The 23,869-nt window shown below is 68.2% G+C and carries 27 protein-coding genes; 18 read left to right on the top strand and 9 right to left on the bottom strand.

Features of this window, described 5'->3' with window-relative positions:
- Positions 1-11: 11 nt before the first annotated feature.
- A complete protein-coding gene (locus tag CupriaWKF_RS19745; RefSeq protein ID WP_276102459.1) occupies positions 12-899 on the bottom strand; it encodes a LysR substrate-binding domain-containing protein in 888 nt (295 codons plus the stop codon).
- Positions 900-1,226: 327 nt separating this feature from the next.
- On the opposite strand from CupriaWKF_RS19745, the gene CupriaWKF_RS19740 reads away from it, so the two are divergent.
- Both CupriaWKF_RS19740 and CupriaWKF_RS19735 read left to right on the top strand, forming a co-directional pair.
- Positions 1,227-1,568, top strand: coding sequence for a hydroxyquinol 1,2-dioxygenase (locus CupriaWKF_RS19740; protein WP_276102458.1), 342 nt, complete (start codon positions 1,227-1,229; stop codon positions 1,566-1,568).
- A 182-nt stretch (positions 1,569-1,750) separates the two neighbouring features.
- Entirely contained in the window at positions 1,751-3,040 is a 1,290-nt protein-coding gene (locus CupriaWKF_RS19735; protein ID WP_276102457.1) for a cation:proton antiporter, read from the top strand.
- 62 nt (positions 3,041-3,102) lie between these two features.
- Here CupriaWKF_RS19735 and CupriaWKF_RS19730 read toward each other — a convergent pair whose 3' ends face one another.
- The gene (locus CupriaWKF_RS19730; RefSeq protein ID WP_276102456.1) at positions 3,103-3,813 is read right to left on the bottom strand and encodes an SDR family NAD(P)-dependent oxidoreductase; all 711 of its coding nucleotides are present in this window, start codon (positions 3,811-3,813) and stop codon (positions 3,103-3,105) included.
- Positions 3,814-4,095: 282 nt separating this feature from the next.
- Here CupriaWKF_RS19730 and CupriaWKF_RS19725 point away from each other — a divergent pair, with 282 nt between their 5' ends.
- Positions 4,096-5,007 (top strand): LysR family transcriptional regulator, encoded by a 912-nt coding sequence (locus tag CupriaWKF_RS19725; RefSeq protein ID WP_276103329.1) that lies wholly within the window; start codon positions 4,096-4,098, stop codon positions 5,005-5,007.
- A gap of 28 nt (positions 5,008-5,035) precedes the next feature.
- On the opposite strand, the gene CupriaWKF_RS19720 is transcribed toward CupriaWKF_RS19725, so the two are convergent.
- Entirely contained in the window at positions 5,036-5,500 is a 465-nt protein-coding gene (locus CupriaWKF_RS19720) for a RidA family protein (protein ID WP_276102455.1), read from the bottom strand.
- Positions 5,501-5,846: 346 nt separating this feature from the next.
- Here CupriaWKF_RS19720 and CupriaWKF_RS19715 point away from each other — a divergent pair, with 346 nt between their 5' ends.
- Both CupriaWKF_RS19715 and CupriaWKF_RS19710 read left to right on the top strand, forming a co-directional pair.
- A complete protein-coding gene (locus CupriaWKF_RS19715; RefSeq protein ID WP_276102454.1) occupies positions 5,847-6,197 on the top strand; it encodes a hypothetical protein in 351 nt (116 codons plus the stop codon).
- A gap of 76 nt (positions 6,198-6,273) precedes the next feature.
- The gene (locus CupriaWKF_RS19710) at positions 6,274-6,690 is read left to right on the top strand and encodes an organic hydroperoxide resistance protein (protein ID WP_276102453.1); all 417 of its coding nucleotides are present in this window, start codon (positions 6,274-6,276) and stop codon (positions 6,688-6,690) included.
- A 106-nt stretch (positions 6,691-6,796) separates the two neighbouring features.
- On the opposite strand, the gene CupriaWKF_RS19705 is transcribed toward CupriaWKF_RS19710, so the two are convergent.
- Positions 6,797-7,792 (bottom strand): NAD-dependent epimerase/dehydratase family protein, encoded by a 996-nt coding sequence (locus CupriaWKF_RS19705; protein ID WP_276102452.1) that lies wholly within the window; start codon positions 7,790-7,792, stop codon positions 6,797-6,799.
- Positions 7,793-7,887: 95 nt separating this feature from the next.
- Here CupriaWKF_RS19705 and CupriaWKF_RS19700 point away from each other — a divergent pair, with 95 nt between their 5' ends.
- A complete protein-coding gene (locus CupriaWKF_RS19700) occupies positions 7,888-8,781 on the top strand; it encodes a LysR family transcriptional regulator (protein WP_276102451.1) in 894 nt (297 codons plus the stop codon).
- 84 nt (positions 8,782-8,865) lie between these two features.
- Here the strand turns inward: CupriaWKF_RS19700 and CupriaWKF_RS19695 are convergent, their stop codons facing one another.
- The gene (locus CupriaWKF_RS19695; RefSeq protein WP_276102450.1) at positions 8,866-9,768 is read right to left on the bottom strand and encodes a LysR family transcriptional regulator; all 903 of its coding nucleotides are present in this window, start codon (positions 9,766-9,768) and stop codon (positions 8,866-8,868) included.
- Between the two features lie 114 nt (positions 9,769-9,882).
- Between CupriaWKF_RS19695 and dkgB the strand changes: the two genes are divergently transcribed.
- From dkgB to CupriaWKF_RS19655, 8 genes are all read left to right on the top strand, one after another.
- Positions 9,883-10,686, top strand: a complete 804-nt coding sequence (gene dkgB, locus CupriaWKF_RS19690) for a 2,5-didehydrogluconate reductase DkgB (protein WP_276102449.1) — start codon at positions 9,883-9,885, stop codon at positions 10,684-10,686.
- An 8-nt stretch (positions 10,687-10,694) separates the two neighbouring features.
- The gene (locus CupriaWKF_RS19685) at positions 10,695-11,816 is read left to right on the top strand and encodes an alkene reductase (protein WP_276102448.1); all 1,122 of its coding nucleotides are present in this window, start codon (positions 10,695-10,697) and stop codon (positions 11,814-11,816) included.
- A gap of 3 nt (positions 11,817-11,819) precedes the next feature.
- The gene (locus tag CupriaWKF_RS19680) at positions 11,820-12,164 is read left to right on the top strand and encodes an adenylate cyclase (RefSeq protein ID WP_276102447.1); all 345 of its coding nucleotides are present in this window, start codon (positions 11,820-11,822) and stop codon (positions 12,162-12,164) included.
- A 31-nt stretch (positions 12,165-12,195) separates the two neighbouring features.
- Positions 12,196-13,197: an aldo/keto reductase gene (locus CupriaWKF_RS19675; protein WP_276103328.1), complete on the top strand. Its 1,002-nt coding sequence runs from the start codon at positions 12,196-12,198 to the stop codon at positions 13,195-13,197.
- 166 nt (positions 13,198-13,363) lie between these two features.
- On the top strand, positions 13,364-14,494 hold the full coding sequence (locus CupriaWKF_RS19670; RefSeq protein WP_276102446.1) for a cytochrome P450: 1,131 nt from the start codon (positions 13,364-13,366) through the stop codon (positions 14,492-14,494).
- 43 nt (positions 14,495-14,537) lie between these two features.
- A complete protein-coding gene (locus CupriaWKF_RS19665) occupies positions 14,538-14,894 on the top strand; it encodes an antibiotic biosynthesis monooxygenase (protein WP_276102445.1) in 357 nt (118 codons plus the stop codon).
- Between the two features lie 12 nt (positions 14,895-14,906).
- Positions 14,907-15,659 (top strand): sulfite exporter TauE/SafE family protein, encoded by a 753-nt coding sequence (locus CupriaWKF_RS19660; protein WP_276102444.1) that lies wholly within the window; start codon positions 14,907-14,909, stop codon positions 15,657-15,659.
- Between the two features lie 80 nt (positions 15,660-15,739).
- The gene (locus CupriaWKF_RS19655; RefSeq protein ID WP_276102443.1) at positions 15,740-16,852 is read left to right on the top strand and encodes a PHB depolymerase family esterase; all 1,113 of its coding nucleotides are present in this window, start codon (positions 15,740-15,742) and stop codon (positions 16,850-16,852) included.
- Positions 16,853-16,892: 40 nt separating this feature from the next.
- On the opposite strand, the gene CupriaWKF_RS19650 is transcribed toward CupriaWKF_RS19655, so the two are convergent.
- Positions 16,893-17,219, bottom strand: a complete 327-nt coding sequence (locus tag CupriaWKF_RS19650) for a 2Fe-2S iron-sulfur cluster-binding protein (RefSeq protein ID WP_276102442.1) — start codon at positions 17,217-17,219, stop codon at positions 16,893-16,895.
- Positions 17,200-17,820, bottom strand: coding sequence for a YigZ family protein (locus tag CupriaWKF_RS19645; protein ID WP_276102441.1), 621 nt, complete (start codon positions 17,818-17,820; stop codon positions 17,200-17,202). The genes CupriaWKF_RS19650 and CupriaWKF_RS19645 overlap by 20 nt, the downstream gene beginning before the upstream one ends.
- Before the next feature lie 237 nt (positions 17,821-18,057).
- Between CupriaWKF_RS19645 and CupriaWKF_RS19640 the strand changes: the two genes are divergently transcribed.
- The 4 genes from CupriaWKF_RS19640 (at position 18,058) to CupriaWKF_RS19625 (ending at position 22,452) form a co-directional block, all read left to right on the top strand.
- Positions 18,058-20,037 (top strand): alkaline phosphatase PhoX, encoded by a 1,980-nt coding sequence (locus CupriaWKF_RS19640; RefSeq protein WP_276102440.1) that lies wholly within the window; start codon positions 18,058-18,060, stop codon positions 20,035-20,037.
- 180 nt (positions 20,038-20,217) lie between these two features.
- Entirely contained in the window at positions 20,218-21,315 is a 1,098-nt protein-coding gene (locus CupriaWKF_RS19635) for a methyl-accepting chemotaxis protein (protein WP_276102439.1), read from the top strand.
- 131 nt (positions 21,316-21,446) lie between these two features.
- Positions 21,447-21,764: a high-potential iron-sulfur protein gene (locus CupriaWKF_RS19630; protein WP_276102438.1), complete on the top strand. Its 318-nt coding sequence runs from the start codon at positions 21,447-21,449 to the stop codon at positions 21,762-21,764.
- Positions 21,765-21,834: 70 nt separating this feature from the next.
- Positions 21,835-22,452, top strand: a complete 618-nt coding sequence (locus tag CupriaWKF_RS19625; RefSeq protein WP_276102437.1) for a DUF938 domain-containing protein — start codon at positions 21,835-21,837, stop codon at positions 22,450-22,452.
- Between the two features lie 17 nt (positions 22,453-22,469).
- Here the strand turns inward: CupriaWKF_RS19625 and CupriaWKF_RS19620 are convergent, their stop codons facing one another.
- Both CupriaWKF_RS19620 and CupriaWKF_RS19615 read right to left on the bottom strand, forming a co-directional pair.
- Complete coding sequence (locus CupriaWKF_RS19620) at positions 22,470-23,234, bottom strand: sulfite exporter TauE/SafE family protein (protein WP_276102436.1); 765 nt, start codon at positions 23,232-23,234, stop codon at positions 22,470-22,472.
- A gap of 94 nt (positions 23,235-23,328) precedes the next feature.
- A complete protein-coding gene (locus CupriaWKF_RS19615; RefSeq protein WP_276102435.1) occupies positions 23,329-23,817 on the bottom strand; it encodes a GFA family protein in 489 nt (162 codons plus the stop codon).
- Positions 23,818-23,869 lie beyond the last annotated feature (52 nt).

The following is a 23,869-nucleotide window of genomic DNA, read 5'->3' as shown; positions in this document are numbered from 1 at the left end:
GGTGCCGCTGCTCAGGCATGACGCAACTCGCGCACGAACGCTTCATACGCCGAGGTCGAGAAGCCGGCGCGCCTGACCAGGAAGGTGTGCGCGGCGCGTACCGCCACGGTCTGGAATTCGGCGGCATTCGGGTACAGCGCCAGCAGCGCGCGCGGCACGATCGCCACGGCCGATCCTGCGCTGACACAAGCCAGGATCGCGTGGTACGACGGCATCTCCACCACCGACAGCCGGCGGCGCAGGTCTTCGCCGCCTTGCTCGAGCCAGTCCTCGGCGCAGCGGCGATAGGTGCAGCCCTTCGAGAACGCAGCCAGGTGCCGCAGCGTCACGTCCTGCGGGCCGCGTACTTTCGGGTGGGTGCCGGGCAGCACCAGGACCAGCTCTTCGGTCCGAAGAAACACGCCCTCCAGTCCCTCGCCAAGCTCCGCCATGTCCATGTGCTGCGGCGAGCCGGTGCCCGGGTGCGCAACCACCGCGCAGTCGAGGCGGTGGCCGAGCACGGCATCCACCAGGAAGCCCGTCGTACCGGTGGCCAGGTTCAGCTCCACGTCCGGCCATGCGGCATGGAACTCGCCAAGCGGTCCGGGCAGCAAGGTCGCGGCGGAACTCTCCATGGATCCGACCCGCAGCGTGCCGCTCGGCGCGCTCAGGCGCATGGATTGCCGCGCTTCTTCCGCGAGCGCCAGCATCTGCTCCGCGTAGCCGAGCAGCCGCTGTCCTTCCGGCGTCAGGATCATCTTCTTGCTGTCGCGCTGGAACAGGGCGACGCCAAGGCTTTCCTCGAGCTGCTTGACGCGGGTGGTGACGTTGGACTGCACGCGCGCAAGCGTCTTCGCCGCCCGTGTGATGCTCTGTTCGCGCGCCACGGCCCGAAAGATTTCCAGTTCTGCGAGTTCCACGCTGCCTCACGACACGCTTGCGGTGTCGTTCTCAAATAAAGAATGAAAGGTTTATAAGTATTGTAAATTGAGAACTTCGTGTCAAGTGTCAAGTATCAAGTGTCAAGTGGTGAGCCTGTCCGAGCAAGGAACCCGCAGTTCACCGGGTTTCTTGTATGCGTCTGTATCACGCCGACGGGGCGATACAAGCCCTGACAGAAGCACGTCCCGCGCGTTACAGGCGCGATACGTCGGTCTCCTTAAATACGTTCCGTGGCCGGCGGTGGACCGCAACGAAGCGACTCCCGGCAGCCCGGACTTCAACGCAATCTTTCAAGGAAGCCAATCATGCGTACTCACTTCGTCAAGCACTTTGCCCTCGCCGTTACCCTTGTCGCCGGTGCTGCCGCTGCCGCCAGTGCGCAGGCAGCCGGGCTGTCCTATGGGGGCGCGACCGACCCCTACACCGCCGGTTCGCGTTCGGTGCAGGCGACACCCAGCCCGTACACGGATGGCGCCCGCACCGTGCAGTCGTCACGCGACCCCTACACCGAAGGTGCCCGCACGGTGGAGGACCGCCGCGATCCGTACACCGATGGCGCGCGCACGCTCGCCGGCATGGACCGCACCGGCGTCTCGGCGCCGCCGGCACGCCAGGCCGATCCGTACCTGGATGGTGCCTACGCCTGACATGGGCGGCGTCCGGCGGGCCCACATGGCAGGCGGCTCAGTCGCCTCGCCATATGGGCCCGCCGCCAGCGCGCGGCGTCAACCGTGCGCGGCGGAATGATGCGTTTCCGGAATCGGCACGAACATGCGGCCAGCGTGGCGGGTCTGACAGACTACGTCGCACCGACGCTCATGCCTGCTCCATGGAAGTCTCTGTCGAACTGACCCTGCGCATCGGATGCCTGCTGGCGCTGATCGCTGCCTGCAACGTCGCCGCCATCAGGCTGCGGCTGCCGGATGCTCTTACGCGTACCGCTGCCGGCATGGTGCTCGGCACGGCCTTTCTGCTTGCCGGCGACCTCGCGCCGGCGTTCACGGCACGGGTGATCCAGCCGCTGCTGTCGCCCGCGCTGGCGCCCGCTGGCTATCTCTGGCTGTTCCTGCCGCCCATCCTGTTCCAGGCGGCGCTGGAGGCGGATGCCGGCGCCCTGGCGCGGGACATCCTGCCCATCCTTGTGCTGGCGATCGGCGCGGTGTTCGCGGCGACGCTGCTGGTCGGCCTGACAGCCCACTTCGTCACCGGCGCGAGCCTGGCGGTATGCCTGCTGGTGGGCGCCATCGTAAGTACCACCGATCCCTCCGCCGTGATCGAGCTGTTTCGCAGCAGCGGCGTGCCGGCGCGCATGGTGCGGCTGGTCGAAGGTGAAAGCCTGTTGAACGATGCGGCGGCCATCGCGCTGGCGTCGCACCTGACCGCGCGCATCGCCGGCCAGCCTGAGGCGTGCATGACGGGCTCGGTGCTCGGCGACGTGTTCGGCTCGCTGCTGGCCGGCGGCTTGCTGGGCGCGCTGGCGGGCATGCTGCTGGCGCGCGTATGCCGCGCCATTCCGCATGCGCCACTGTCTCGCTTCTCCTTGTCGCTGGCCTTGCCGAACCTGCTGTATCCGATCGCCGACCTGTGGCTCCATGTGTCGGGCGTGGTGACGGTGGTGGCGGCCGGGCTGACCGCGGGGGCGCTGCTGCGGCGCTCCAGTGCGCCGGACGAGCATGACATGTTCCGCCATCTGTGGCGCCATCTGGGGGGCATGGCGACCGGGATGGTGTTCCTGCTGGCGGCGATGCATGTGCCGGGCATGCTGCGCAGCCTGCGTGTGCCGGATCTCTTCCTGATCCTGGCGGTGCTGGTTGCCGCCTTGCTCAGCCGCTGGGCGGTACTTGGGTGCAGCCTGCCGCTGCTCAGCCGCATCGGCATGTGCGCACCGCTGCCGCGGGCGCACCGGCTGGTCATCACGTGGGGCGGGGTGCGCGGGCCGGTGACGCTGGTGCTGGCACTGTGCGCGGCGCGCGCTCCCTATCTTCCGCCGCAGGCGCGGCACCTGGCATCTGCAGTGGCGGTGGGGTTTGTGCTGGCGAATCTTGCCTGCAACGGGCTGACGTTGCGGCCGCTGGTGCGCAGGCTGGGGATTGGCGGGGGCAGTGGTCGCGGCGGCTAGACCCGCCAACGTTCAGGAAAAGGGCGCCGCCATGGCGGCGCCCTGCGGGATTGACGCCGGCCTCAATGCCCGGCGCTTTGCCCGCCGTCCACGTGCAGGATCTCGCCGGTCACGAAGCTGGCGGATTCGAGATAGAGCACGGCGTCCGCGATGTCGCGCATTTCGCCCATGCGGCCCACCGGATGCAGCGAACCGAGCGCGGCGTGGGTTTCGGGGGCGTGCATCGGGGACTTGATAATGCCCGGCGATACGGCATTGACGCGGATACCGGTCTTCGCATACTCGATAGCCAGCGACTTTGTCGCGGCATTCAGGCCGCCCTTGGTCAGCGATGCCAGCACCGATGGCACGCCGCTGATCGCATGGTCGACGAGCGAGGTCGAGATGCTGACCACATGGCCGCTGCGGCGCTTCTCCATCTCGGCGATGGCGAGCTGCGTGATGTGGAAGAAGCCGGACAGGTTCACGCTGGTCACCGCGGCGTAGTCCTCGTCCGTATAGCTGGTGAAGGGCTTGGCGACGAAGATGCCGGCGTTGTTGATGAGCGTATCGACGCGGTCGAATCGTTCCAGCGCGGCGGCGATCACGCGGCGCGCGGTTTCGCGGTCGCCGATGTCGCCGGCAACGCTGACGATGTCGGGATCGTCCGACGGCTGGATGCTGCGCGCCGTCGCGACGACGCGATAGCCGCGCTCGCGATAGGCCTTGACCAGCTCTGCACCGATACCCTGCGATGCGCCTGTAATGACGGCAACCTTCTGTGAAGCACTCATTGCTAACCTCTGCGTAAATGGACTTGGCTGACTTGCCAATCGGACCGACGGGACCGATGGATCCAAATCTAGGTGAAAGGCGGCGGCCGATGAATAGCGCCCGGGACCAAACAGTTATGCGCCGCGGGAACAAGTCGGCGGACCCGCGCCCCGGCGGCGGCCGGTGTCGCGACTGGTATCGCGGCCGGCAGGGGCGTGCGATGTGCGGCATCCGGGACTATGATCCAGTTTCGAACCCTGTTTCCGAGCAGCGACGATGCATCCCATCCGGTACTTTCCGACATGAAGCGGCAGTTCGACGACCTTCAGCTTGGCACCATCGAGCTGTTCTGCCTGGCCGCCGAACTCGGCAGCTTCAGCGCGGCGGCGGTTGCCGCCGGCGTGACGCCGCCGGCAGTCAGCCGCACCGTGTTCCGGCTCGAAGAGCGGCTGGGCGTGCGCCTGTTCGAGCGCACCACACGGCAGGTGCGGTTGACGGAGGCGGGGCGCCTGTACTTCGAGCAGAGCCGCCGCGCACTGGCGCAGCTCGTGGAAGCGGAGCGTCTGGCCGGCGGCCAGCAGGCGTCGCCGGCGGGCCTGCTGCGCATCAGCCTGCCCACGCCCTACGCGCATTACCGGGTCCTGCCGATCCTTCCCGCGTTCCGCGCGATGTATCCGGACGTGGAAATCGACGTGCACATCAGCAACCGCAACGTCGATCTTGCCGACGACGCCTATGACCTGGCCGTGCGCGGGCGCGCGCCCGACGACTCGAACCTGATTGCGCGCAAGCTCGAAGATGCGGAGATGGTGGTGGTGGCCACGCCGGACTATCTGCGGCGTGCGGGAACGCCGAAAACGCTCGACGACCTGCTGCGGCACGAATGCATCCAGTTCGTGCGGCCGAGCAGTGGCCGCAAGATACCGTGGACGTTCCGGGTGGATGGCGCGGAGACCGACGTGCCGACCACCGGTGCCTACGGCACGTCTGAAGATGCGCTGGGCGGCGCGACACTGGCGCGCGCGGGCGCGGGTCTGTTCCAGACGTATCGCTTCGTCGTGGAGCAGGACCTGCGCGATGGCGCGCTGGTCGAAGTGCTGCAGGCGTATGGCGGCAGCACGCGGCCGTTCGTGCTGCTCTATCCGAGCGCGCGCCACGTCACGCGCCGCGTACGTGCCTTCGTGGACTTCCTGATCGAAAAATTCGCCGCGTAGCGGGCATATTCACCCGGGGGCGCCGCGGTCAGTCGCGCTGGAGCTGCGCGATGACGACCAGGATCACGGCTGCGTTGCCGGGCTGCTGGAAGTGTGAATACGCGGCCCTGGCGTGGCCGGCTTTTTCTCCTAGCACGTCGGCGAACAGGTCCGAGGCGCGATCGAGCACCGCCGGCTGTTGCAGCCAGCCCTCGGCGCTGGTGACGTGCCCTTCCACGCGCACGATGTGATCCAGGCGGTCGAAGCCGCCCAGGTGCGCACGGATCTGCGCGAGCACGTTGAGCGCCGCCAGTTCTGCCGCCTGCCGGCCCTGCGCAAGCGTCAGGTCCCTGCCAATCTGCCCCTGCCAGACCACCTTGCCGTCTCTTAGCGGCAGTTGCCCGGATATGAACAGCAGGTCCCCGGCCTGGCTGACGGCCGTATAGCTGCCCAGCGGTTGCGGCGGGTCAGGCAGCGCCAGGCCGCGTGCTGCAAGCTTTTCCTCGATCGACATCGTGCCTCCTTACATGAAGCGGCTGTTGCACATGAAGGGCACTGTAGGGCTGCGCCGGCCACGGATAAAGCCATTGCGGCGCACAGCAGTTGGTACATCGCGGAACAAGTGCCCGCTCGTCGCAGGCGAAAGGCAGTATCGCCGCGGGGCCTTTGTATGCCTGTGTATCAACCGGAGATGCCGATACCTGGGCTCACAACATCGCCGGCTTGCCGCTACAGCGGCGATACATCGGTCACCTTAAATACGTGCATCAACGTGACGGGAGCCGCAGCGATCCAGAGGCTCCCGCCAGCGTTGCGCTGAGGCCCGATGCCTCAGTGGTCCGAAACCCCAGGAGAACAGCATGAACCTCAGCATGAACCTTATCCACGCCCGGAAGCTTGCCCGCCACGTCATTTCCATCGCCGCGGTTGTCGGCGCCGCAAGCGGCATGCAGGCGGTGCACGCGGCAGGCCTCGTCCCGCACGCGGCCGCTGCCACGGCAGCATCCGCCCACGCGGATCGTGATCCGTTCACCAGCGGCAGCCGCGTCGCCGCGCCGGATCCATTCCTCGATGGCGCACGCCAACCGGAAGGCGCCACGGTGGCGCGCATCAGCAACCGCGATGGCTTCGTCGCCGACGCGCAGATCGCGGCATCCGGTTCCGGCACGGCACTGGCCAGCATCAGCAATCGCGACGGCTATGTCGCGTGAGCATCCGCACCACTGCAACCTGTAGCCACGCAACACAAGAACTCAACCCACGAACACACACGCTGAAGATTCCATCATGACCAAGATCGAAAAAGTCCTGTACACCGGCAAGACGCACACCACGGGCGGACGCGACGGCGCGTCCCGCAGCAGCGACGGGCGCCTGGACCTCAGGCTCTCGCCCCCGGGCAGCACCGGCAGCGGCACGAACCCCGAGCAGTTGTTCGCCGCGGGCTGGTCTGCCTGCTTCATCGGCGCGATGGGGAAGGCGGCAAGCGCGCTGCAGGTCAGGCTTCCGTCCGACGTGGCCGTCGATGCCGAAGTGGACCTTGGCATGACCGGAGACGCCTACTTCCTGCAGGCGCGGCTCAATGTCAGCCTGCCGGGCCTGCCGGCGGACGTCGCCCAGGCCGTGGTGGAGAAGGCGCATCAGACTTGCCCGTACTCCAAGGCAACGCGCGGCAACATCGATGTCATGATCAACGTTATCTGAGCCGCAAGGCTTTCGGCCGCGGCAGGTCCCCGGGGCGGACTTGCCGCACATCTTCGCGGCCGCCGATGGCACCGGCACCGTTGGCGGCGTCACGGTGCGCCGTCTGTCAGCGCGCCAAAGACGCGCAGCGGGCGACAGTTGCGGCTTCAACGCAGCCAAGGCCTTCCAGCGTGGCTTCCACGGCCTGCTCGAGCGGCGTATGGGGCTCGCCTCCGGGCAGGCGCCCGCCGCGCATGCGCACCGGCTCGCGCCACAGATAGCGCATCTCCTGCATTTCCCGGAACGTGGCGACGAAGGGGGCCGCTGCCGACAGCAGCCACCACGGAAACGGCCGTACCTTCGGCACCTGGCCGCCGCGGCGGGCCACTGTGCGCTGGATGGCCCGGACCATTTCCGTGCCGTCCGCATCCCAGTGTCCGGCCATATGGAACACGGCGAAGGGCGGCAGCATCGCTGCCTGCTCCAGCAGCCTGACCATGGCGCTTGCCACGTCAGGCAAGTAGGCCCACTGGTGTCCCACGCCGGCCGCGCCGGGATAGCGGATGGTTCGCACCGCCTGTCCCGGCTGCACCAGCGCCTGGGAGAACCAGTTGTTGCCGGCTTGCGGCCCGAAAAAGTCGCCCGCGCGCACGATGATGACGCGCGTGCCGTGCTCCGCCGCTTCCCGCAGGCGCCGCTCCATTTCCACGCGGATGGCGCCCTTGCGCGTGACAGGGTGCTGGGGCGCACCTTCGGCCGGCTCGGGCAGGGCGTCCGGCCCGAAGTTGTAGACCGTGCCGGGCAGCACGATCGTGGCTCCCGTCGCGCGGGCGGCGGCGATGGTGTTGTCCAGCATGGGCAGCACGAGCTCCGGCCAGCGCCGGTAGCCGGGCGGGTTGACCGCGTGGACGATCACGCCGCAGCCGCGCGCGGCGGACAGCACGTCCTGCCGCTGCATGGCGTCTCCAGACACCCATTCGATGGCGCCCGGCTGCGCGCCAGCCGGCGCTCCGCCGCGCCGCAGCGCGCGGACCTGCCATCCCGCCGCGCCCAGCTGGCGCGCGACTTCCGAGCCGATGCCGCCGGTTGCACCCAGAACCAGCGCGGACTTTCCGTTTGCCATGATTGTTGCTCCCTGCGTTTGCCATGCAGGCATTGTGGGAGTTGTCCGGGGTAAATGGAATTGGATAAGAATGTGGAGACGCTATACATTTACGTATGACATCGAAAATCAGCTGGGAACTCTACCGGAGCTTGCTGGGCGTGCTTCGCACCGGCTCGCTTTCCGGCGCGGCGCGGGAACTGGGGCTGTCGCAGCCAACCGTCGGCCGGCATATCGACTCGCTGGAACAGGAGCTGGGCGCGATCCTGTTCACGCGCTCGCAGTCGGGCCTGCTGCCCACCGAGGCCGCCCTGACGCTGCGCGACTATGCCGAGGCGATGGAAAGCACTGCCGCCGCCATGGAACGCACGGTCACGGGTGCGGGCGGGGACGTGTCGGGAACGGTGCGCATCTCGGCCAGCGAGGTGGTCGGCATCGAAGTGCTGCCGCCCGTGCTGGCCGCGCTGCGCGCGCAGCATCCGGCGCTCGTCATCGAACTCGTGCTGAGCAACCGCATCCATGACCTGTTGCGCCGTGAAGCCGACGTCGCAGTGCGTATGCGGCGCCCGGTGCAGGAGCAGTTGGTGGCGCGCCGCGTCGGCGCCATCGAACTGGGCCTGTATGCGCACGAGGACTACCTGGCGCGCCACGGCGTGCCGCGAGATGCGAAGGCGCTGCGCAGCCACGCGCTGATCGGCTATGACCAGTCCACCCCGTTCATCCGCGAGGCGGCGCGCTCGTTGCCCTGGCCTGAGCGCGCCGCGTTCGCACTGCGTGCCGACAGCGACGTCGCGCAACTGTCGCTGATCCGCGCCGGCGCCGGCATCGGCATCTGCCAGACGGGGCTGGCGGCCAGGCAGCCGGCGCTGCGGCGGCTCCTGCCACGCAAGTTTTCGATGCGGCTCGAAACCTGGATCACCATGCACGAGAGCCTGCGGCACAGCCTTGCATGTCGCACGGTCTTCGACGCGCTTGCCGACGGCCTCGGCACGTACATTGCCGCGCAGTAGGAGCGACCGGCGACGCTATCGCGCATCGTGGAGGATCAGTCCCGCCATACGGCGCTGGACAGCGCTGGACAGGGGGCGCAACACCTATTCGTCGAACGGCTGCTTCCCTAGCACGCCGACCACATGATCGACGAAGCATGTGATGCGCGACGCCAGCGCCGTGTTGCGATAGTAGACGGCATGGATCGACTGCCTCACATCGAGCGTCTGCCTGCCGAACAGCGGCAGCAGCCTGCCGCTCTGGCGATCATCTCGCGTCATGAAATCCGACAGGCAGACAATGCCGAGACCGGCCAGCGCCAGGCTGCGGAGCGTTTCGCCGCTCGATGAGGCAATGGCCGGCTTGATGTGCAGGATGCTGCCGTCGTCGTTGCGCAGCGGCCAGTCATTCAACGAATCTGGCTGGCTGAAGCCCAGCAGCGCATGCTGCGCGAGCTGGTCCGGCTTGGTCGGAGTACCGTGCCGTTTCAGGTACCCCGGGCTGGCCAGCACGCGCACGCGGCTGCTGCCGATCGGCCGTGCATGCAGCGTCGAATCCTTGAGCGAGCCGATGCGGAAGGCCACGTCGGTGCGCTTCTCGATGAGGTCGATGATGCCTTCGGTCGAGTGCAGCTCCAGCTCCACTTCCGGATAGCGGGCGCGGAACCCTTCCACCAGCGGCACCAGCACATGCAGCATGAACGGCGTGGCCGCATCCACGCGCAGGCGACCCACGGGGCGCATGCGGCGTGCCGCCATCTGCTCTTCCGCTTCATCCACCATGGCAAGGATGGTGCGCGCATGGGCCAGGAACGCCGCCCCTTCCTCGGTCAGCTCCAGACGCCGCGTAGTCCGGCGCAGCAGCGTGGTCTGCAGCTTCTCTTCCAGCCGGCTCAGTGTGCGGCTGGTAGCCGACACGGTCAGGTCGAGCTGTTCCGCCGCCGCCGTGATCGAGCCCGTGTCCACGACGGCCGCAAAGGCCAGCAGTTCGTCGATGGTCGTTTTCATTGTTGATTTCAAATCAAATGAATTTGACTTATACACGGCTTAATTTGCAAATGTAAAGCCGGCAAACTGCGTCCATCACAAGTGTTCTCTTGTCTCTGTACCAGGAGTTACCCCATGAGCATTCCTTCGTTTGGTGTCGGTACGTTCCGCCTGACCGGCCAGGCCGCGGTCGATTCCGTGCGCAATGCGCTGGACCTGGGCTACCGCGCCGTCGATACCGCCCAGATCTACGGCAATGAGGCCGACGTCGGCCAGGCCATTGCCGAAAGCGGCGTGAAGCGTGAAAACCTGTTCCTCACCACCAAGATCTGGACCGCGAACTACGCCGCCGACAAGCTGGTGCCGAGCCTGCGCGAAAGCCTCGACAAGCTGCGCACCGACCATGTCGACCTGACGCTGATCCACTGGCCGGCCCCCGGCAACGGCGTGCCGCTGCGCGAGTCCATGGAAGCGCTGGCCGCGGCCAAGTCGCTGGGGCTGACGCGCCAGATCGGCATCTCGAACTTCAATATCGAACTGACCCGGCAGGCCATCGAGGCGGTCGGCAAGGGCGAGATCGCGACCAACCAGATCGAACTGAGCCCGTACCTGCAGAACCGCAAGCTGACGGCGTTCCTGAAGGAGCAGGGCATCACCGTGACCTCGTACATGACGCTGGCCTACGGCAAGGTGCTGAAGGACCCGGTCCTCGCGCAGATCGCGGCGAAGCACAGCGCGACCGTGGCGCAGGTGGCACTCGCCTGGGCGCTGCAGCTCGGCTACGCGGTGATCCCGTCGTCGACCAGGCGCGAAAACCTGGCCAGCAACCTGCTGGCGCGCGACCTGAAGCTCGACGCCGGCGACATGGCGCAGATTGCCACGCTCGAACGCAACGGCCGCGAGGTCAGCCCCGAGGGCCTGGCCCCGGTGTGGGACTAAGGGAGGCGATGATGTCCGATTCGCGCAACCCGCTGTTCCAGCCGCATGCGCTCGGCAACCTGGCGCTGCCGAACCGCATCGTGATGCCGCCGATGACGCGCTCGCGCGCGAGCCAGCCCGGCGACGTGCCCAATGCGCTGATGGCCGAGTACTACGCGCAGCGCGCCGGCGCTGGCCTGATCATCAGCGAGGGCACCTGGATTTCGCCGCTCGGCAAGGGCTATGCCTGGACGCCAGGCATCCACACGCCGGCGCAGGTCGATGGCTGGCGCAAGGTGACCAGCGCCGTGCATGCGGCGGGCGGGCGCATCTTCGCGCAGCTCTGGCATGTCGGCCGCCTGAGCCATGTCAGCCTGCTCGACGGGCAGGCGCCGGTGTCGTCATCGGCGCTGCAGGCGAAGGGCGTCAACGTGTTCGTGGCCGGGCACGACGGCACGCCCGGCTTCATGCAGGCGTCGCAGCCGCGCGCGCTGACGGTCGAAGAGATACACGGCATCGTCGACGACTTCCGGCAGGCCGCGCGCAACGCGATGGCCGCGGGGTTCGACGGCGTCGAACTGCATGCGGCCAACGGCTACCTGGTCAACCAGTTCATTGATTCGGAGGCCAACGACCGCACCGATGAGTATGGCGGCTCGCTCGACAACCGTCTGCGCTTCCTCGGGGAAGTGGCCAAGGCGCTGATCGAAGGCACGGGCAGCAAGGACCGCGTCGGTATCCGCCTGGCGCCGCTGACCACGCTCAACGGCTGTGTCGATGCCGATCCGGAGACCACCTATACCGCTGCCGCGAAGATGCTTGGCGAGATCGGGGTGGGCTACCTCCACATCGCCGAAGCCGACTGGGACGACGCGCCGCACATGCCTGTCGCATTCAAGCAGCGGCTGCGCCAGGTCTATCCGGGCACGCTGATCTACGCGGGCAAGTACACCGCCGAACGCGCGCAGGCGGCACTGGACGAAGGCTGGGCCGACCTCATCGCGTTCGGCCGCCCGTTCGTGGCCAACCCGGACCTGCCGGAGCGCCTGCGCACCGGTGCCACGCTGGCCCCGCATGACCGCGACACGCTGTTTGGCGGCGGTGCGCGCGGCCTGACCGACTATCCGCTATTGACCGCCAAGGCAGCCTGACCGATGACGAACCAGTACCCTATGGACAAGCCGCCGTTCGCCGGCCGCGGCTTCCGCGTCGACTACGACGGCCTGTCCGCGCACAACATCTACGCGGAAGACGGCCAGTCGATCCGCTACGCGATCGTCTCCGGCCCGTATGCGGGCGCCAGCGGCGAAACGCGCTGCGAATGGCGCGAGATCGCCGAGGGCGTCTATGCGATCTCATGGCAGGAGGCCGATGGTGCGACCGTGGTGCACGTCGACGACTTCCGCCACGGTCATTCCATGGCGTTCTTCACGGCATCCGACCAGACGTTCTACCGGATGCAGGGACCACTGACGGCGCTGCCGGGCACCGATGCCTGAGCCGCGCTCCACGATTCATCCGATGACCCATATGCGAATTTCAGTACCGACCAAGATCGGCTTTGGTACCGCGCCGCTTGGCAATATGTACCGCAACATTCCCGAACAGGAGGCGCTCGACACCGTCAACGCCGCCTGGGAGCAGGGCATCCGCTACTTCGACGCGGCGCCGCTCTATGGCGCCGGCCTGGCCGAGATCCGGCTCGGTAACGCCTTGCAGCATCGCCCGCGCGACGCCTACGTGCTCAGCACCAAAGTGGGCCGGCTGGTTCTCGACGAGACCGAGGACACGGCCAGCCGCGACCTGGGCGAGAAGGGCGGCCTGTTCGAACACGGCCTGCCCAACAAGATCGTCTACGACTACAGCGCAGACGGCACCTTGCGCGCGATCGAGGCCAGCCTGCAGCGTTTGAAGACCGACCGGCTCGATATCGTCTGGATCCACGACCCGGCCAGGGACTTTCACGGCGATGCCTGGCGTGACGTATTCCAGACCGCGATGACCGGTGCCGCGGCCGCGCTGACGCGGCTGCGCGAGCAGGGCGTGATCAAGGCCTGGGGACTTGGCGTCAACCGCGTCGAGCCATGCGAAATGGCCGTGCAGCAGGCCGACCCGGACGGCTTCCTGATCGCGGGCCGCTATACGCTGCTCGACCACGCCGATGCGCTGCGCGCGCTGATGCCCGCCAGCATCGGCCGTGGCCTGGGCATCGTGGTCGGCGGCCCGTACAACTCGGGCATCCTCGCCGGTGGCGAGCACTACGAGTACCAGAAGGCGACGCCGGAGATACTCGCGCGCGTCGAGGCCCTGCGGCGGTTATGCACGGAGTTCGGCGTGGATATCCGCGCGGCTGCGCTGCAGTTCTCGCTTGCGCATCCTGCCGTGGCGGCGGTGATCCCGGGCGCGAGCCGGCCGGAGCGCATTGCCGGCAACCTGGCGCTCGCGCAGGCGGAGATTCCGCGGGCGTTCTGGCAGGCGCTGCGCGCGCAAACGCTGGTCGCCGCGGACGCCCCATTGCCCGGCCTGGTATAGCGTTGCCCCGGCCCCGGCTGTTACGCCGGGGCTGATGCATTCGACATTTCATCTCGCCGCGAAGCTTCTTCGCACGGGACGGTGCAAAGATTCGTCATACGCTGTCGCTGCCCGCAAGCCTGTTGGCGCGGGTGGCTGATCAGGCAACCGCCGAATCCTTTACGCCATGATGCCCGCCGACCCGCTGGAAGCCGTTACCCATTCCGATCCCTATCCCTACTACCGCGCGCTGGCCGCGCACCGGCCGTTCGGCTTCGATGAGCGGCTGGGGCTGTGGATTGCGGCAGGACCGGCCGAGGTCGCCGCCGTGCTCGCGCACCCCGACTGCCGCGTGCGTCCGGCGGCGCAGCCGGTGCCGCCGACGCTGGCCGGCACTGCGGCGGGCGAGCTATTCGGGCGGCTGATCCGCATGAACGACGGTGCGGCCCACGCGCCGCTCAAGGCTATCCTGCTGCGGCTGATGGCCGGCATCGATACCGGCATGGCGAGCGCGCGCGCCGCCATGCTCGCCTCCGCGCTCGACACCGTGCCCGGCATGGCGACTGCAGCCGGCGCTGCCGTCAACCGCTGGATCTTCACGCTGCCCGTCGTTGCCGTGGCCGAGCTGCTCGGCCTGCCGGTGCGGGCAGGCGCCGATGCCGTGGCCGTGGCGGCGCGCGTAGCCGCCTACGCCGCGGCGCAGTCGCCGCTGGCCACGGCTGACGATGTCGCGGCCGGTGCCGACGCGGCACGCTGGCTCGGGCAATGGCTGCATGCCGCCTCGGAAGTGCCATCTCGATCCGATGAGCCGGGTTTGCTGCCAGCGTTGCGACACGCCGCGCAAGCGGAGGGCATCGCACCGGCAGCGGTAGCCGCCAACGCGATTGGCCTGATGGTGCAGGCGTGCGAGGCCACGGCGGGGCTGGCGGGCAATATGCTGCTTCGTATCGGCCGCGTCGGCACGGCCTTGGGCAACCTGCCTGCACTGGCCGCTTGCGTGGCACGAGACGACCCGCCGGTGCAGAATACACGCCGCTTCCTGGCTGCCGACGCACGCTTGTGCGGCGTGCCGGTCAAGGCCGGCGATGCCGTGCTCGTGCTGCTTGCGGCTGCGTCCAGCGCAACATCCGACGATGCTGGCGGACGAGCGTGGACCTTCGGCGCCGGCCGCCATGCCTGCCCCGGCGACGCGCTGGCGCAAGCGCTTGCCGCCGCGACGGTCGAAGCGCTGCTCGCGCGCGGCGCGCAGCCGGCCGCGCTGGCGCAGGCGTTCCGCTACCGGCCCTCGCACAACGCACGTATCCCGCATTTCGATTGAAACGCCGGCCGCCCCCCATCCATTCACCAGAGAGACCTCCGCCATGATCGCCGTCATCTTCGAAGTCGAGCCCGCGCCGGGCCGCAAGGACACCTATCTGGAACTGGCCGCGAAGCTGCGGCCGACGCTGGAGGCCATCGACGGCTTCATCTCGGTCGAGCGTTTCCAGAGCCTGACCACGCCGGGAAAGATCCTGTCGCTGTCATTCTTCCGCGACGAGGCTGCGGTCATGGCCTGGCGCAATACCGAGGAGCACCGCCAGGCCCAGGCGGCCGGACGCGGCGGGGTATTCGCGGACTACCGGCTGCGCGTGGCGCAGGTGCTGCGCGACTACGGGCTGGACGAGCGCGAGCAGGCGCCGGCCGACAGCCGCGCGGTACATGACCACGCTGCGCGTTGAGGGGGGATGTCCATGTCGATGTCCCTGCCCGTCGCCGAGATTGCCTTGATCGGCTTCACCTTCCTGCTGGCCGGCTTCGTGAAAGGCGTGGTGGGCCTGGGCCTGCCGACCGTGGCGGTGGGCCTGCTGGGCCTGGTGATGCCGCCCGCGCAGGCCGCGGCGCTGCTGGTGGCGCCGTCGATGGTGACCAACGTGGTGCAGCTGTTCAGCGGCCCGCGCTTCGGCCAGTTGCTGCGCCGGCTGTGGCCGATGCTGGCGGCGATCTGCGCCGGGACCTGGCTGTGTGCCGCGCTGGTGCCGGCGCGCATGATGATGCATGCCACCGCGGCGCTTGGCGTGGCGCTGGTACTGTACGCGCTGGTCGGGCTGGCCTCGGCCAGGCTCCACGTGCCGCCGCGCGCGGAGCGATGGCTCGGGCCGCTGGCCGGATTGGTCACCGGGGCCATCACCGCGGTGACAGGGGTGTTCGTGATCCCCGCCGTGCCTTACCTGCAGGAGCTCGGGCTCGACAAGGAGAGCATGGTCCAGGCGCTTGGGCTGTCGTTCACCGTTTCCACCATGGCGCTGGCGGTCAGCCTGGCCATGGGCGGCGCGCTGCTCCACCTGCCCGTGCTCGGCGCGTCGGTGCTGGCGCTGCTGCCGGCGCTGGGCGGCATGTTCGTCGGCCAGTGGCTGCGCCACCGCATCAGCGCGGAGCGCTTCCGCCGCCTGTTCTTCTGCGGCCTGCTGGTGCTGGGGGGCGAGCTGGCACTGCGCGGCCTGTGAGGTTCTGGCCCGCGTGCGCGGCTGACCGCAAAGCCTGACACAATCGACCCCGTCAACGGACCGGACGGGAGGCCAGCCACATGGGACGCCGCGGCAGCAGCACGGCACGGCTATGGCAGGCGCTGGGCAAGACCGCCACGCGCCAGGCCCGGCGCATCGGGCGCGAGATGACCCGGGCACTTAACCAGACGGTGACGCAACCGATGACCGAGGCCATCGTGCGCAACGCCGTGAAGCAGTCATCGGCGGTGGCCAAGGCCACGCAACGCGCGTTGTCGGGCGTGGCATCTCCCGTGCCGGCGCCGCAGAGCCGCGGCAGCGGGCGCTGGGAGGAGGGCGCCGCCGGACTCGGCCCGCTCGCGCAGCGCCACTACCGCATTTTTATTCCGGCCGGCGTGACGGCCAGGCGGCGCGCACCCATGCTGGTGCTGCTGCACGGCTGCGGCCAGGATGCGGCCAGCTTTGCCGTGGTCGCGCGCGTGGCAGCGGCGGCGCGCGACGCGGGCTGCGTGGTCCTGCTGCCGGAGCAGTCGTCGCAGGCCAACACGCAACGCTGCTGGAACTGGTTCCGTCCCCGCACCCGCGGCGCCGCCGAGGCGGCATTGCTGATGGCCATGATCGACCACGTCTGCGAACGCTATCCGGTGCAGCCGGAGCGCATCAGCGTGATGGGGCTGTCGGCCGGTGGCGCCATGGCGATGATGCTGGGTCTGCGCTATCCGGACCGGTTTGTCGCCATTGGCTCGCATTCGGGGGCGGTCCCTTACAGCGCCGGCAATGCGGCCCAGGCCGCCGCGGCCATGCGCGGCAGCCGCGCGCCCGATGCCGCGGCGCGAAAGGCCATGCGCCTGTGGCTGGCGGGGCGACGCCTGCCGCCGCTATTGCTGCTGCATGGCGACGCGGATGTCGTGGTCGCATTCGCCAATGCCATGGCCGCCGCGCGCTTGTGGCTGGACCTGTTGCCCGAGCCATCGGCGCGGCTGGCAGTACCGCCAGCGCGCCGCGTGCAGCGCGGACAGCGGCTGCCGGCCGAGGTGTCCGACTGGATCGTCGAAGGCGACACCTGCGTGCGGCTTGTCAGGATCGAGGGCCTGGGGCATGCATGGAGCGGCGGTCCTGCGGACCAGGCGTTCTCGGATCCGCGCGGGCCCGATGCGCTGCGGATTGCCTTGCGCTTCTTTGCGGACCGGTGAGGGTGGCGGAACCAGTCAGGCCGCGCCACGCGGGCAACGCCTATTCGAGCTTGCCCGGTTCGATCACCACATCGCTGACGGGACAGGCGACGCAAGGCAGGATCCACCCGTCATCCTTCTCGTCCGGGCTGAGCCCCGGCCATTCGATGCGATAGCGGATGGCGCCCGCATGGAGCCGGCTGGCGCAGGCGCGGCAGGTGCCGTTGCGGCACGAGTTGGGCAGCGCCAACCCGTCGAGCAGCGCGGCCTCGAGCAGGCTCAGGCCCGCCGGGGCGGCAAAGGTCACACCGGCAGGCAGCACGCGCGCGGTGAACCCGGCGTGCTCGTCCACCGGGACGTCGCCGGGTTCAGTCTGCGTTGCCGTCATCGTCGCTCTGCGGAAATTGTGCCCGCCCGTGCGTGGCGTCGCGCAACGCCGCCAGGGCCGCGTCGCGCTGCGTGGCGGGCAGGCGGATCACCAGCCGCGCCAGGGCACCATAGGCGGTGTCCGCCAGCGTGCAGCCGTCCTGCGCGGCCTGGTCCAGCCAGCGGCGCACGCGCGGCTCGTCGGCGTAGTCGACCTCCACCGCCAGTTCGGCGTAGGCAATGCGCTCGACCCGTTCCGCCGACTTCAGGGCCGCGGCGATCGCATCGGTGTAGGCGCGCACCAGCCCGCCGGCACCGAGCTTGACGCCGCCGTAGTAGCGCACCACGGCGGCCAGTACGCCATCCAGGTCATGGTGGCGCAACACTTCAAGGATCGGCCGTCCGGCGGTACCCGATGGTTCGCCGTCATCCGACATGCCCGACTGCCCGCCCGCGAGCAGCGCCCAGCAGACGTGCGTGGCGGTCGGGTGCTGCGCGCGCAGCGACTGCAGCACGGCCATGGCGGCGTCGCGGTCCGGAACGGGGATCGCCAGGGCCAGGAAGCGGCTCTTGCGGATTTCGAGCTCGGCTTCGACCGGGGCGGCGAGGGTATAGGTGGGCAAGTGGAATCTGCCAGGCGGATACGTGGCCGCGAGGGTGACGGGAAAAACCAGAAGTTTACCGCAGCCCCGGAACCGGCCGATGGCGCGACGGCTTTGTGGTTCATCGTCAACTTCCTGTCACATATGACCCATAGGATGCGCAGCGACCAGGGCGCGGCTGCCGCGCCATGTCTGATTTCCATGACAAGCGAACGGCGTTCCGATAACCCGCCATCGCCACCTTCCCCGGAAAAGACCATGTTCGACAAACCTGATGCCTCGCGCCGCAAAGCGCTGAAATTCCTCGCCGGTGCGCCGATGCTGCCGCTGGGCCTGGCTTCCGCTGGCCTGCTCGTGGGCTGTGGCGGCAGCGATGACGCCATTGCGGCGCCGGCCGACACCCCGAGTCCGGGCCCGAATGCCACGTTCACCACGGCCGAATTCACCGGCATGAGCGCGCCGACGCTGGCCAACCCGGCCGCGATGGCTACCACCACCGTGGGCTCGAGCATGAAGGTCAATTTCAGCGACGGCAGCAGCCGGACCTTCAGGCTGGCCTACCAGCCGTTCTTCGTATCCGGCGACATGGTGCCGGACGGCAAGGGCACCATCCTGGCCGGCGGCTACTACGACATCAACAACCAGCCGATCCTCGATACGTCGGTGGCCGGCAAGGAGCGCCAGTTCTTCTCCGACTCGCCCGACGGCACCTCGCTGCTCAAGGTCGAGGGCGCCAGCGTCGCCGGCGTGAAGGGCAACCCGGTTTTCGCCGTGGTGCAGTTCGAGTACACCACGCGCGACCAGTCCGGCGCCGACACCTATGGCCGCCTGCCGTCGCCGATCGCCGTGCTGACGCTGGACCAGGATCCGGCGACCGGCAAGCTCACGCTGGTCAAGTACCACAACGTGGATACCTCGTCGGTGCACGGCCTCTGGATCACGTGCGGCGCGAGCCTGTCGCCGTGGAACACGCACCTGTCGAGCGAGGAGTACGAGCCCGACGCGTTCACGATCGCCAGCAACAGCCAGTTCAAGGCCTACAGCAAGAACCTCTTTGGCAGCGAGACCGCGGCCAATCCCTACCTTTACGGCCACTTGCCGGAGGTGACGGTCAACCCCGACGGGACGGGCTCCATCCGCAAGCACTACTGCCTGGGCCGCATCTCGCATGAGCTGGTGCAGGTCATGCCCGACAACCGCACCGTGCTGATGGGCGACGATGCCACCAACAGCGGCCTGTTCATGTTCGTGGCCGACAAGGAGAAGGACCTGTCGGCGGGCACGCTGTACGTGGCCAAGGTAGGCCCGGGTTTTTCGGTCGATCCGTCCGCGGCGGGGGCAGACCTGACGTGGGTCAAGCTGGGGCACGCCACCAGCGCCGAGATCGAGGCGCTGGCCAAGGCGACTGCGCCGACCGATATCATGGATGTGGCAACCGTGGATCCGGCCGATGTGAGCTACACCAAGATTTTCGTCGGCGGCAAGGCCAACTGGGTTCGCCTCAAGCCCGGCATGGAGAAAGCAGCGGCCTTCCTGGAAACCCACCGCTATGCCTACCTGAAAGGCGGCAGCATGGGCTTCACCAAGATGGAAGGCACCACGGTCAACATCAAGGACAAGGTCGCCTATTCCGCGCTGCAGAACGTGGTGGACTCGATGGTCCTGAACAACAGCAAGGGCTGGAATGCGCAGAGCGGCATCTCGGTCGACAAGGCGCTCAATGCCGGCGCGGTGATGCAGCACAAGCTCGACGGTGGCCAGAAGGACCTGGACGGCGACGCCATCAACAGTGAATGGGTGCCGGTGCATACCAAGGGCCTGCTCAACGGCCATGACATCCTGGGCGACGTGCTCGGCAATACGGCCGACCCGGAGTGGATCGCCAACCCGGACAACCTGAAGTTCTCGGAGAAGCTGCGCACGCTGTTCATTGGCGAGGACAGCGGCCAGCACGTCAACAACTTCTTGTGGGCCTACAACGTGGACACCAGGCAGCTCTCGCGCCTGCTGTCCACCCCTGCCGGCGCCGAATCGACTGGCCTGCACGCGGTGGACGAGCTCAATGGCTGGACTTACATCATGAGCAATTTCCAGCATGCTGGCGACTGGAGCAGCCTGCACGCCAAGGTCCAGGCCACGCTGGATCCGCTGGTGCGCGCCAACTACAAGGACCGCTTTGGCGCGGCGGTTGGCTATCTGACGGCCGACCTGACGAGCGTCAAGCTGGCCAAGGGTTGATCGACCTGGCGATGGGAACAGGAGGCGGGCTGCGGCCCGCCTCTTTCTTTTTGACGCGTCACGAAGCAACCACCATCGGGATTTCCCCAGTCCTTCCGTTCCTAAACCTCCGCGCATTACTGCCGATACTCCAACGGCAGACCATCAAGAACGGACGTTCCAACACGGGGGATAACAGCAATGTCGCAGGCAAATATGACCATCCGGGCCCGCCTGGGCGCAACCTTCGGGCTGGTCGTGCTGTTGGCGGGCGCCGCCATCGGCACGGGCCTGGCGCAGCTGGAGGGCAGCGACGCGACGCGCTACACCATGCTCGGACTGGGCCTGGCGGCACTGGCGGCGGCGGTTGCCGGCGCCTTCTGGCTGGCCGCCGGCATAGAGCGGCCGCTGGCCGACGCAGTCTACATTGCCGAAACCGTGGCCGCCGGCGACCTCAGCCAGGACTTCGATACCGACCAGGGCGGCGCCTTCGGCCGGCTGCTCGGCGGCATGGGCAAGATGGAGGACATCCTGACCGACCTGGTGAGCCGGATCAAGAGTTCCACCGACTCGATCGCCGACTCTTCGCGCCAGATCGCGGACGGCAATACCGACCTCTCCCAGCGCACCGAGGAACAGGCGGCCACCCTGCAGGAGACGGCGTCCAGCATGGGCAGCCTGACCGATATGGTGCGCCGCAACGCCGAGCGTGCGCACGCCGCCAACGACATCGCCGCCAATGCATCGGCGATCGCCGAGCGCGGCGGCGTGGTGGTCAATGACGTGGTGCAGACCATGCAGGCGATCAGCGCCAGCTCGAACAAGGTGGTCGAGATCATCCAGGTCATCGAAGGCATTGCCTTCCAGACCAATATCCTGGCGCTCAACGCCGCGGTGGAAGCGGCGCGCGCGGGCGAGCAGGGCCGCGGCTTCGCCGTGGTGGCCGGTGAAGTGCGCACGCTCGCCCAGCGCAGCGCCACCGCCGCCAAGGAGATCCGCGTGCTGATCGGCGATTCTGCCAGGCAGGTCGAAGGCGGCGCGGTGCTGGTCGACAAGGCCGGGCAGACCATGGGAGAACTCCAGCAGGCCGTGCGCAGCGTCACGGGCATCCTCGGCGAGATCTCGGTGGCTTCGCGCGACCAGAGCAGCAGCATCGAGCAGGTCAGCCAGGCCGTGGCGCAGATGGACGCCGTCACACAGCAGAACGCGGCGCTGGTGGAGCAAGCCGCCGCGGCCTCGGCATCGCTGGCTGACCAGGCCCACCAGCTGCAGGGCGTGGTGGGCGAGTTCAAGCTGTAAGCAGGCAGGCAGGCAGGCAGGCAGGCAGGCAGGCAGCGCCGGGCATTGCACCGGCCCTGCAATCCGCAGTAACCTCTGCGCCATGCGGCAGGCACAGGCCGCCACTTGCCCCCACCTCAGAGGAGACTGCCATGCCGTGCAGACGCCAGTTTCTCGGATACCTGCCGCTCGCCTTGTCGGGCAGCGTGGCCGTCACCGGTCTGCTTGGCAGCCTCCCCGCCAGCGCCGCCATGCTTGGCGAACAGGAGCCGCAGGCGCAGAAGCTCGGCTATAAGGCCGACACCGCCAAGGTGGACCCGAAGAAGTATCCCGGCCACAAGGCCAGCCAGACCTGCGCCAACTGCCAGCTCTACCAGGGCGACACGGGCAGCGCCGCCGGCGGCTGTGTCCTGTTCGGCGACAAAGAGGTGGCGGCTGCCGGCTGGTGCAGCGCCTGGGAGCAGGGCTGATCTTTGCGCCGTCCCGTTTGATCTCCGCTCAGCCCGCCTCTCGCCGCGATGATCCCCCGCAGGAATATCCATGCCGAGCCAGACTCACGACCCAGATTCCCGCCGCATGGCGCCGGCCACCGAGCGCAACCGCGAGCCGATCCTCGCCGTATTGCGTAACGTCCTGCCGGCCAAGGGCACGGTGCTGGAGATTGCCAGCGGCACCGGCCAGCACGCGGTCCACTTTGCCGCGGCGCTGCCCGGCCTGACCTGGCAGCCGACGGATCCAGACGCAGCGGCGCGCGCTTCGATCGCCGCCTGGATCGCGCACGCCGGCCTGGCCAATGTGCGCGCCCCGCTGGCGCTCGATGTCTGCACGCAGCCCTGGGGCATCGAGGCAGCCGATGCCGTGGTCTGCATCAATATGATCCACATCGCTCCGTGGGCGGCCGCGCAAGCGCTCTTTGCCGGCGCCGGCAGGTTGCTCGAAGCGGGCGGCGTACTGGTCCTCTACGGACCCTACCGGCGTGGCGGCGCGCATACCGCACCGAGCAATGCGGCGTTCGACGCGCAGTTGCGGGCCGCGGACCCCGACTGGGGCGTGCGCGATATGGAGGATGTGATCGCGCTGGGCGAGGCGCAGGGCATGCGCTGCGACGCGCCGGTGGCCATGCCCGCCAACAATTTCATGCTTGTGTTCCGGAAGTAGGCGGGCCGGCCCGCCTTTCAAGCGCGTACCAGCATCACCACAGCCGTCGCGATCAGGCACAGGGCGAACAGCGCGCGCAAGCGGCGCTCGGGCATCCGGTGCGCCAGTGCCACGCCCCACGAGATCGTCAGCATGCCGCCTAGCGAGAGCGGCAAGCCGCTGGCCCAGTCCACGTGTCCCGCATGCGCATAGGTGGCGAGCGCCACCACGGCCCCGGGCGTTACCAGGGCCAGCGCCAGTCCCTGCGCAGCCGCCTGTCGCATGCCGAACAGGCCGACCAGCGCCGGCGCCGCGACCACGCCGCCGCCGACGCTGAAGAAGCCCGAGAACACACCGCCCACCACGCCCACCAGAGGCATCCATCGTGGCGAGACGCGTGCGTGCTGCGTCGTGGCCGCCCGTCCCGGTAGCAGGCGCCAGAGGAAGTACAGCGCGAGGCCGATCATGAAGCAGGCGAAGACGCGACGCAGCAGTTGCGCATCCATGGAGGTCGCCACCCGTGCCGACAGGTAGGTGGCCAGTACGGCGCTGAGCCCGAGCACCAGCGCCGTGCGCAGCGCTATGTCCGCGCGCCGCCGGTATTGCCAGAAGCCGATCAGCACGTTCGGCGCGATCATGACCAGCGCCGTACCCTGGGCGAGTTGCTGGTCCATGCCGAACAGCAGCCCGAGTGCGGGGATTGCGATCAGTCCGCCGCCAATCCCGAACAGCCCGCCTACGGCGCCCAGCAAACCGCCCAGACCGAAGATCAACAGCGAAGACAGCAGGAAATGGTCGGGCATTGCGGGCAAGGCCGTGAAGCGGGCAGGGGCGATGGATCGGAAGCGGGTGACATCATACGCGAGCGCCTTTGCCGCCTACCCTGTGCACAATGCATCATCCCGATAACAGGCCGTGCCGGCGATGCCAGTCCTGCAGGGACTCGGCCGGCCAGGTGCCGCAATGCACATGGCCCTTGCCGCGGGGCACGTCCACCCACGCGGGCGCGAAATCGAGGCCGGCCTCGACCACGTCGGGCGGCTTGGGCAGCGGGGTATCGATGGCTGACGCGTGCGGATGGACCAGATGGGGCCAGCGCGGGTCGAACAGCCACAGCGCGCTGCCGCACTTGAGGCAGAAATGCCGCTGCGCCGGCGAACGCGTGGCGCGCTTGCCAGGCTCGCGCATCACCGCATGGTAGATGCCCAGGTGCTTCCTGCCGCGTACGCGCAGCGTCGCGGCATCGCCGCCGAGATTGATGGCATAGCCGCCGCTGCCGGCGGTCTTGCGGCAGATCGAACAGTGGCAATGCATGAACGGGTACGGCGAATCGGACTCGAGCGAAAAGTGCACGGCGCCGCAGTGGCACGAGCCTTCGAGATGCATGGTATGGCCTCCAGTTCAGGGACGCGGGGATGCCATTGAATGTAGGAGACCT

The sequence above is a fragment of the Cupriavidus sp. WKF15 genome (assembly GCF_029278605.1).
Classification (GTDB): domain Bacteria; phylum Pseudomonadota; class Gammaproteobacteria; order Burkholderiales; family Burkholderiaceae; genus Cupriavidus.
This window is presented reverse-complemented; position numbering and strand designations above follow the sequence as displayed.

Bases quoted from the DNA above. Each gene is read 5' to 3' on its own strand.
- CupriaWKF_RS19740 (WP_276102458.1), top strand. From the start codon at position 1,227: ATGCGTACTCACTTCGTCAAGCACTTTGCCCTCGCCGTTACCCTTGTC.
- CupriaWKF_RS19735 (WP_276102457.1), top strand. From the start codon at position 1,751: ATGGAAGTCTCTGTCGAACTGACCCTGCGCATCGGATGCCTGCTGGCG.
- CupriaWKF_RS19730 (WP_276102456.1), bottom strand. From the start codon at position 3,813: ATGAGTGCTTCACAGAAGGTTGCCGTCATTACAGGCGCATCGCAGGGT.
- CupriaWKF_RS19725 (WP_276103329.1), top strand. From the start codon at position 4,096: ATGAAGCGGCAGTTCGACGACCTTCAGCTTGGCACCATCGAGCTGTTC.
- CupriaWKF_RS19720 (WP_276102455.1), bottom strand. From the start codon at position 5,500: ATGTCGATCGAGGAAAAGCTTGCAGCACGCGGCCTGGCGCTGCCTGAC.
- CupriaWKF_RS19715 (WP_276102454.1), top strand. From the start codon at position 5,847: ATGAACCTCAGCATGAACCTTATCCACGCCCGGAAGCTTGCCCGCCAC.
- CupriaWKF_RS19710 (WP_276102453.1), top strand. From the start codon at position 6,274: ATGACCAAGATCGAAAAAGTCCTGTACACCGGCAAGACGCACACCACG.
- CupriaWKF_RS19705 (WP_276102452.1), bottom strand. From the start codon at position 7,792: ATGGCAAACGGAAAGTCCGCGCTGGTTCTGGGTGCAACCGGCGGCATC.
- CupriaWKF_RS19700 (WP_276102451.1), top strand. From the start codon at position 7,888: ATGACATCGAAAATCAGCTGGGAACTCTACCGGAGCTTGCTGGGCGTG.
- CupriaWKF_RS19695 (WP_276102450.1), bottom strand. From the start codon at position 9,768: ATGAAAACGACCATCGACGAACTGCTGGCCTTTGCGGCCGTCGTGGAC.
- dkgB (WP_276102449.1), top strand. From the start codon at position 9,883: ATGAGCATTCCTTCGTTTGGTGTCGGTACGTTCCGCCTGACCGGCCAG.
- CupriaWKF_RS19685 (WP_276102448.1), top strand. From the start codon at position 10,695: ATGATGTCCGATTCGCGCAACCCGCTGTTCCAGCCGCATGCGCTCGGC.
- CupriaWKF_RS19680 (WP_276102447.1), top strand. From the start codon at position 11,820: ATGACGAACCAGTACCCTATGGACAAGCCGCCGTTCGCCGGCCGCGGC.
- CupriaWKF_RS19675 (WP_276103328.1), top strand. From the start codon at position 12,196: ATGCGAATTTCAGTACCGACCAAGATCGGCTTTGGTACCGCGCCGCTT.
- CupriaWKF_RS19670 (WP_276102446.1), top strand. From the start codon at position 13,364: ATGATGCCCGCCGACCCGCTGGAAGCCGTTACCCATTCCGATCCCTAT.
- CupriaWKF_RS19665 (WP_276102445.1), top strand. From the start codon at position 14,538: ATGATCGCCGTCATCTTCGAAGTCGAGCCCGCGCCGGGCCGCAAGGAC.
- CupriaWKF_RS19660 (WP_276102444.1), top strand. From the start codon at position 14,907: ATGTCGATGTCCCTGCCCGTCGCCGAGATTGCCTTGATCGGCTTCACC.
- CupriaWKF_RS19655 (WP_276102443.1), top strand. From the start codon at position 15,740: ATGGGACGCCGCGGCAGCAGCACGGCACGGCTATGGCAGGCGCTGGGC.
- CupriaWKF_RS19650 (WP_276102442.1), bottom strand. From the start codon at position 17,219: ATGACGGCAACGCAGACTGAACCCGGCGACGTCCCGGTGGACGAGCAC.
- CupriaWKF_RS19640 (WP_276102440.1), top strand. From the start codon at position 18,058: ATGTTCGACAAACCTGATGCCTCGCGCCGCAAAGCGCTGAAATTCCTC.
- CupriaWKF_RS19635 (WP_276102439.1), top strand. From the start codon at position 20,218: ATGTCGCAGGCAAATATGACCATCCGGGCCCGCCTGGGCGCAACCTTC.
- CupriaWKF_RS19630 (WP_276102438.1), top strand. From the start codon at position 21,447: ATGCCGTGCAGACGCCAGTTTCTCGGATACCTGCCGCTCGCCTTGTCG.
- CupriaWKF_RS19625 (WP_276102437.1), top strand. From the start codon at position 21,835: ATGCCGAGCCAGACTCACGACCCAGATTCCCGCCGCATGGCGCCGGCC.
- CupriaWKF_RS19620 (WP_276102436.1), bottom strand. From the start codon at position 23,234: ATGCCCGACCATTTCCTGCTGTCTTCGCTGTTGATCTTCGGTCTGGGC.
- CupriaWKF_RS19615 (WP_276102435.1), bottom strand. From the start codon at position 23,817: ATGCATCTCGAAGGCTCGTGCCACTGCGGCGCCGTGCACTTTTCGCTC.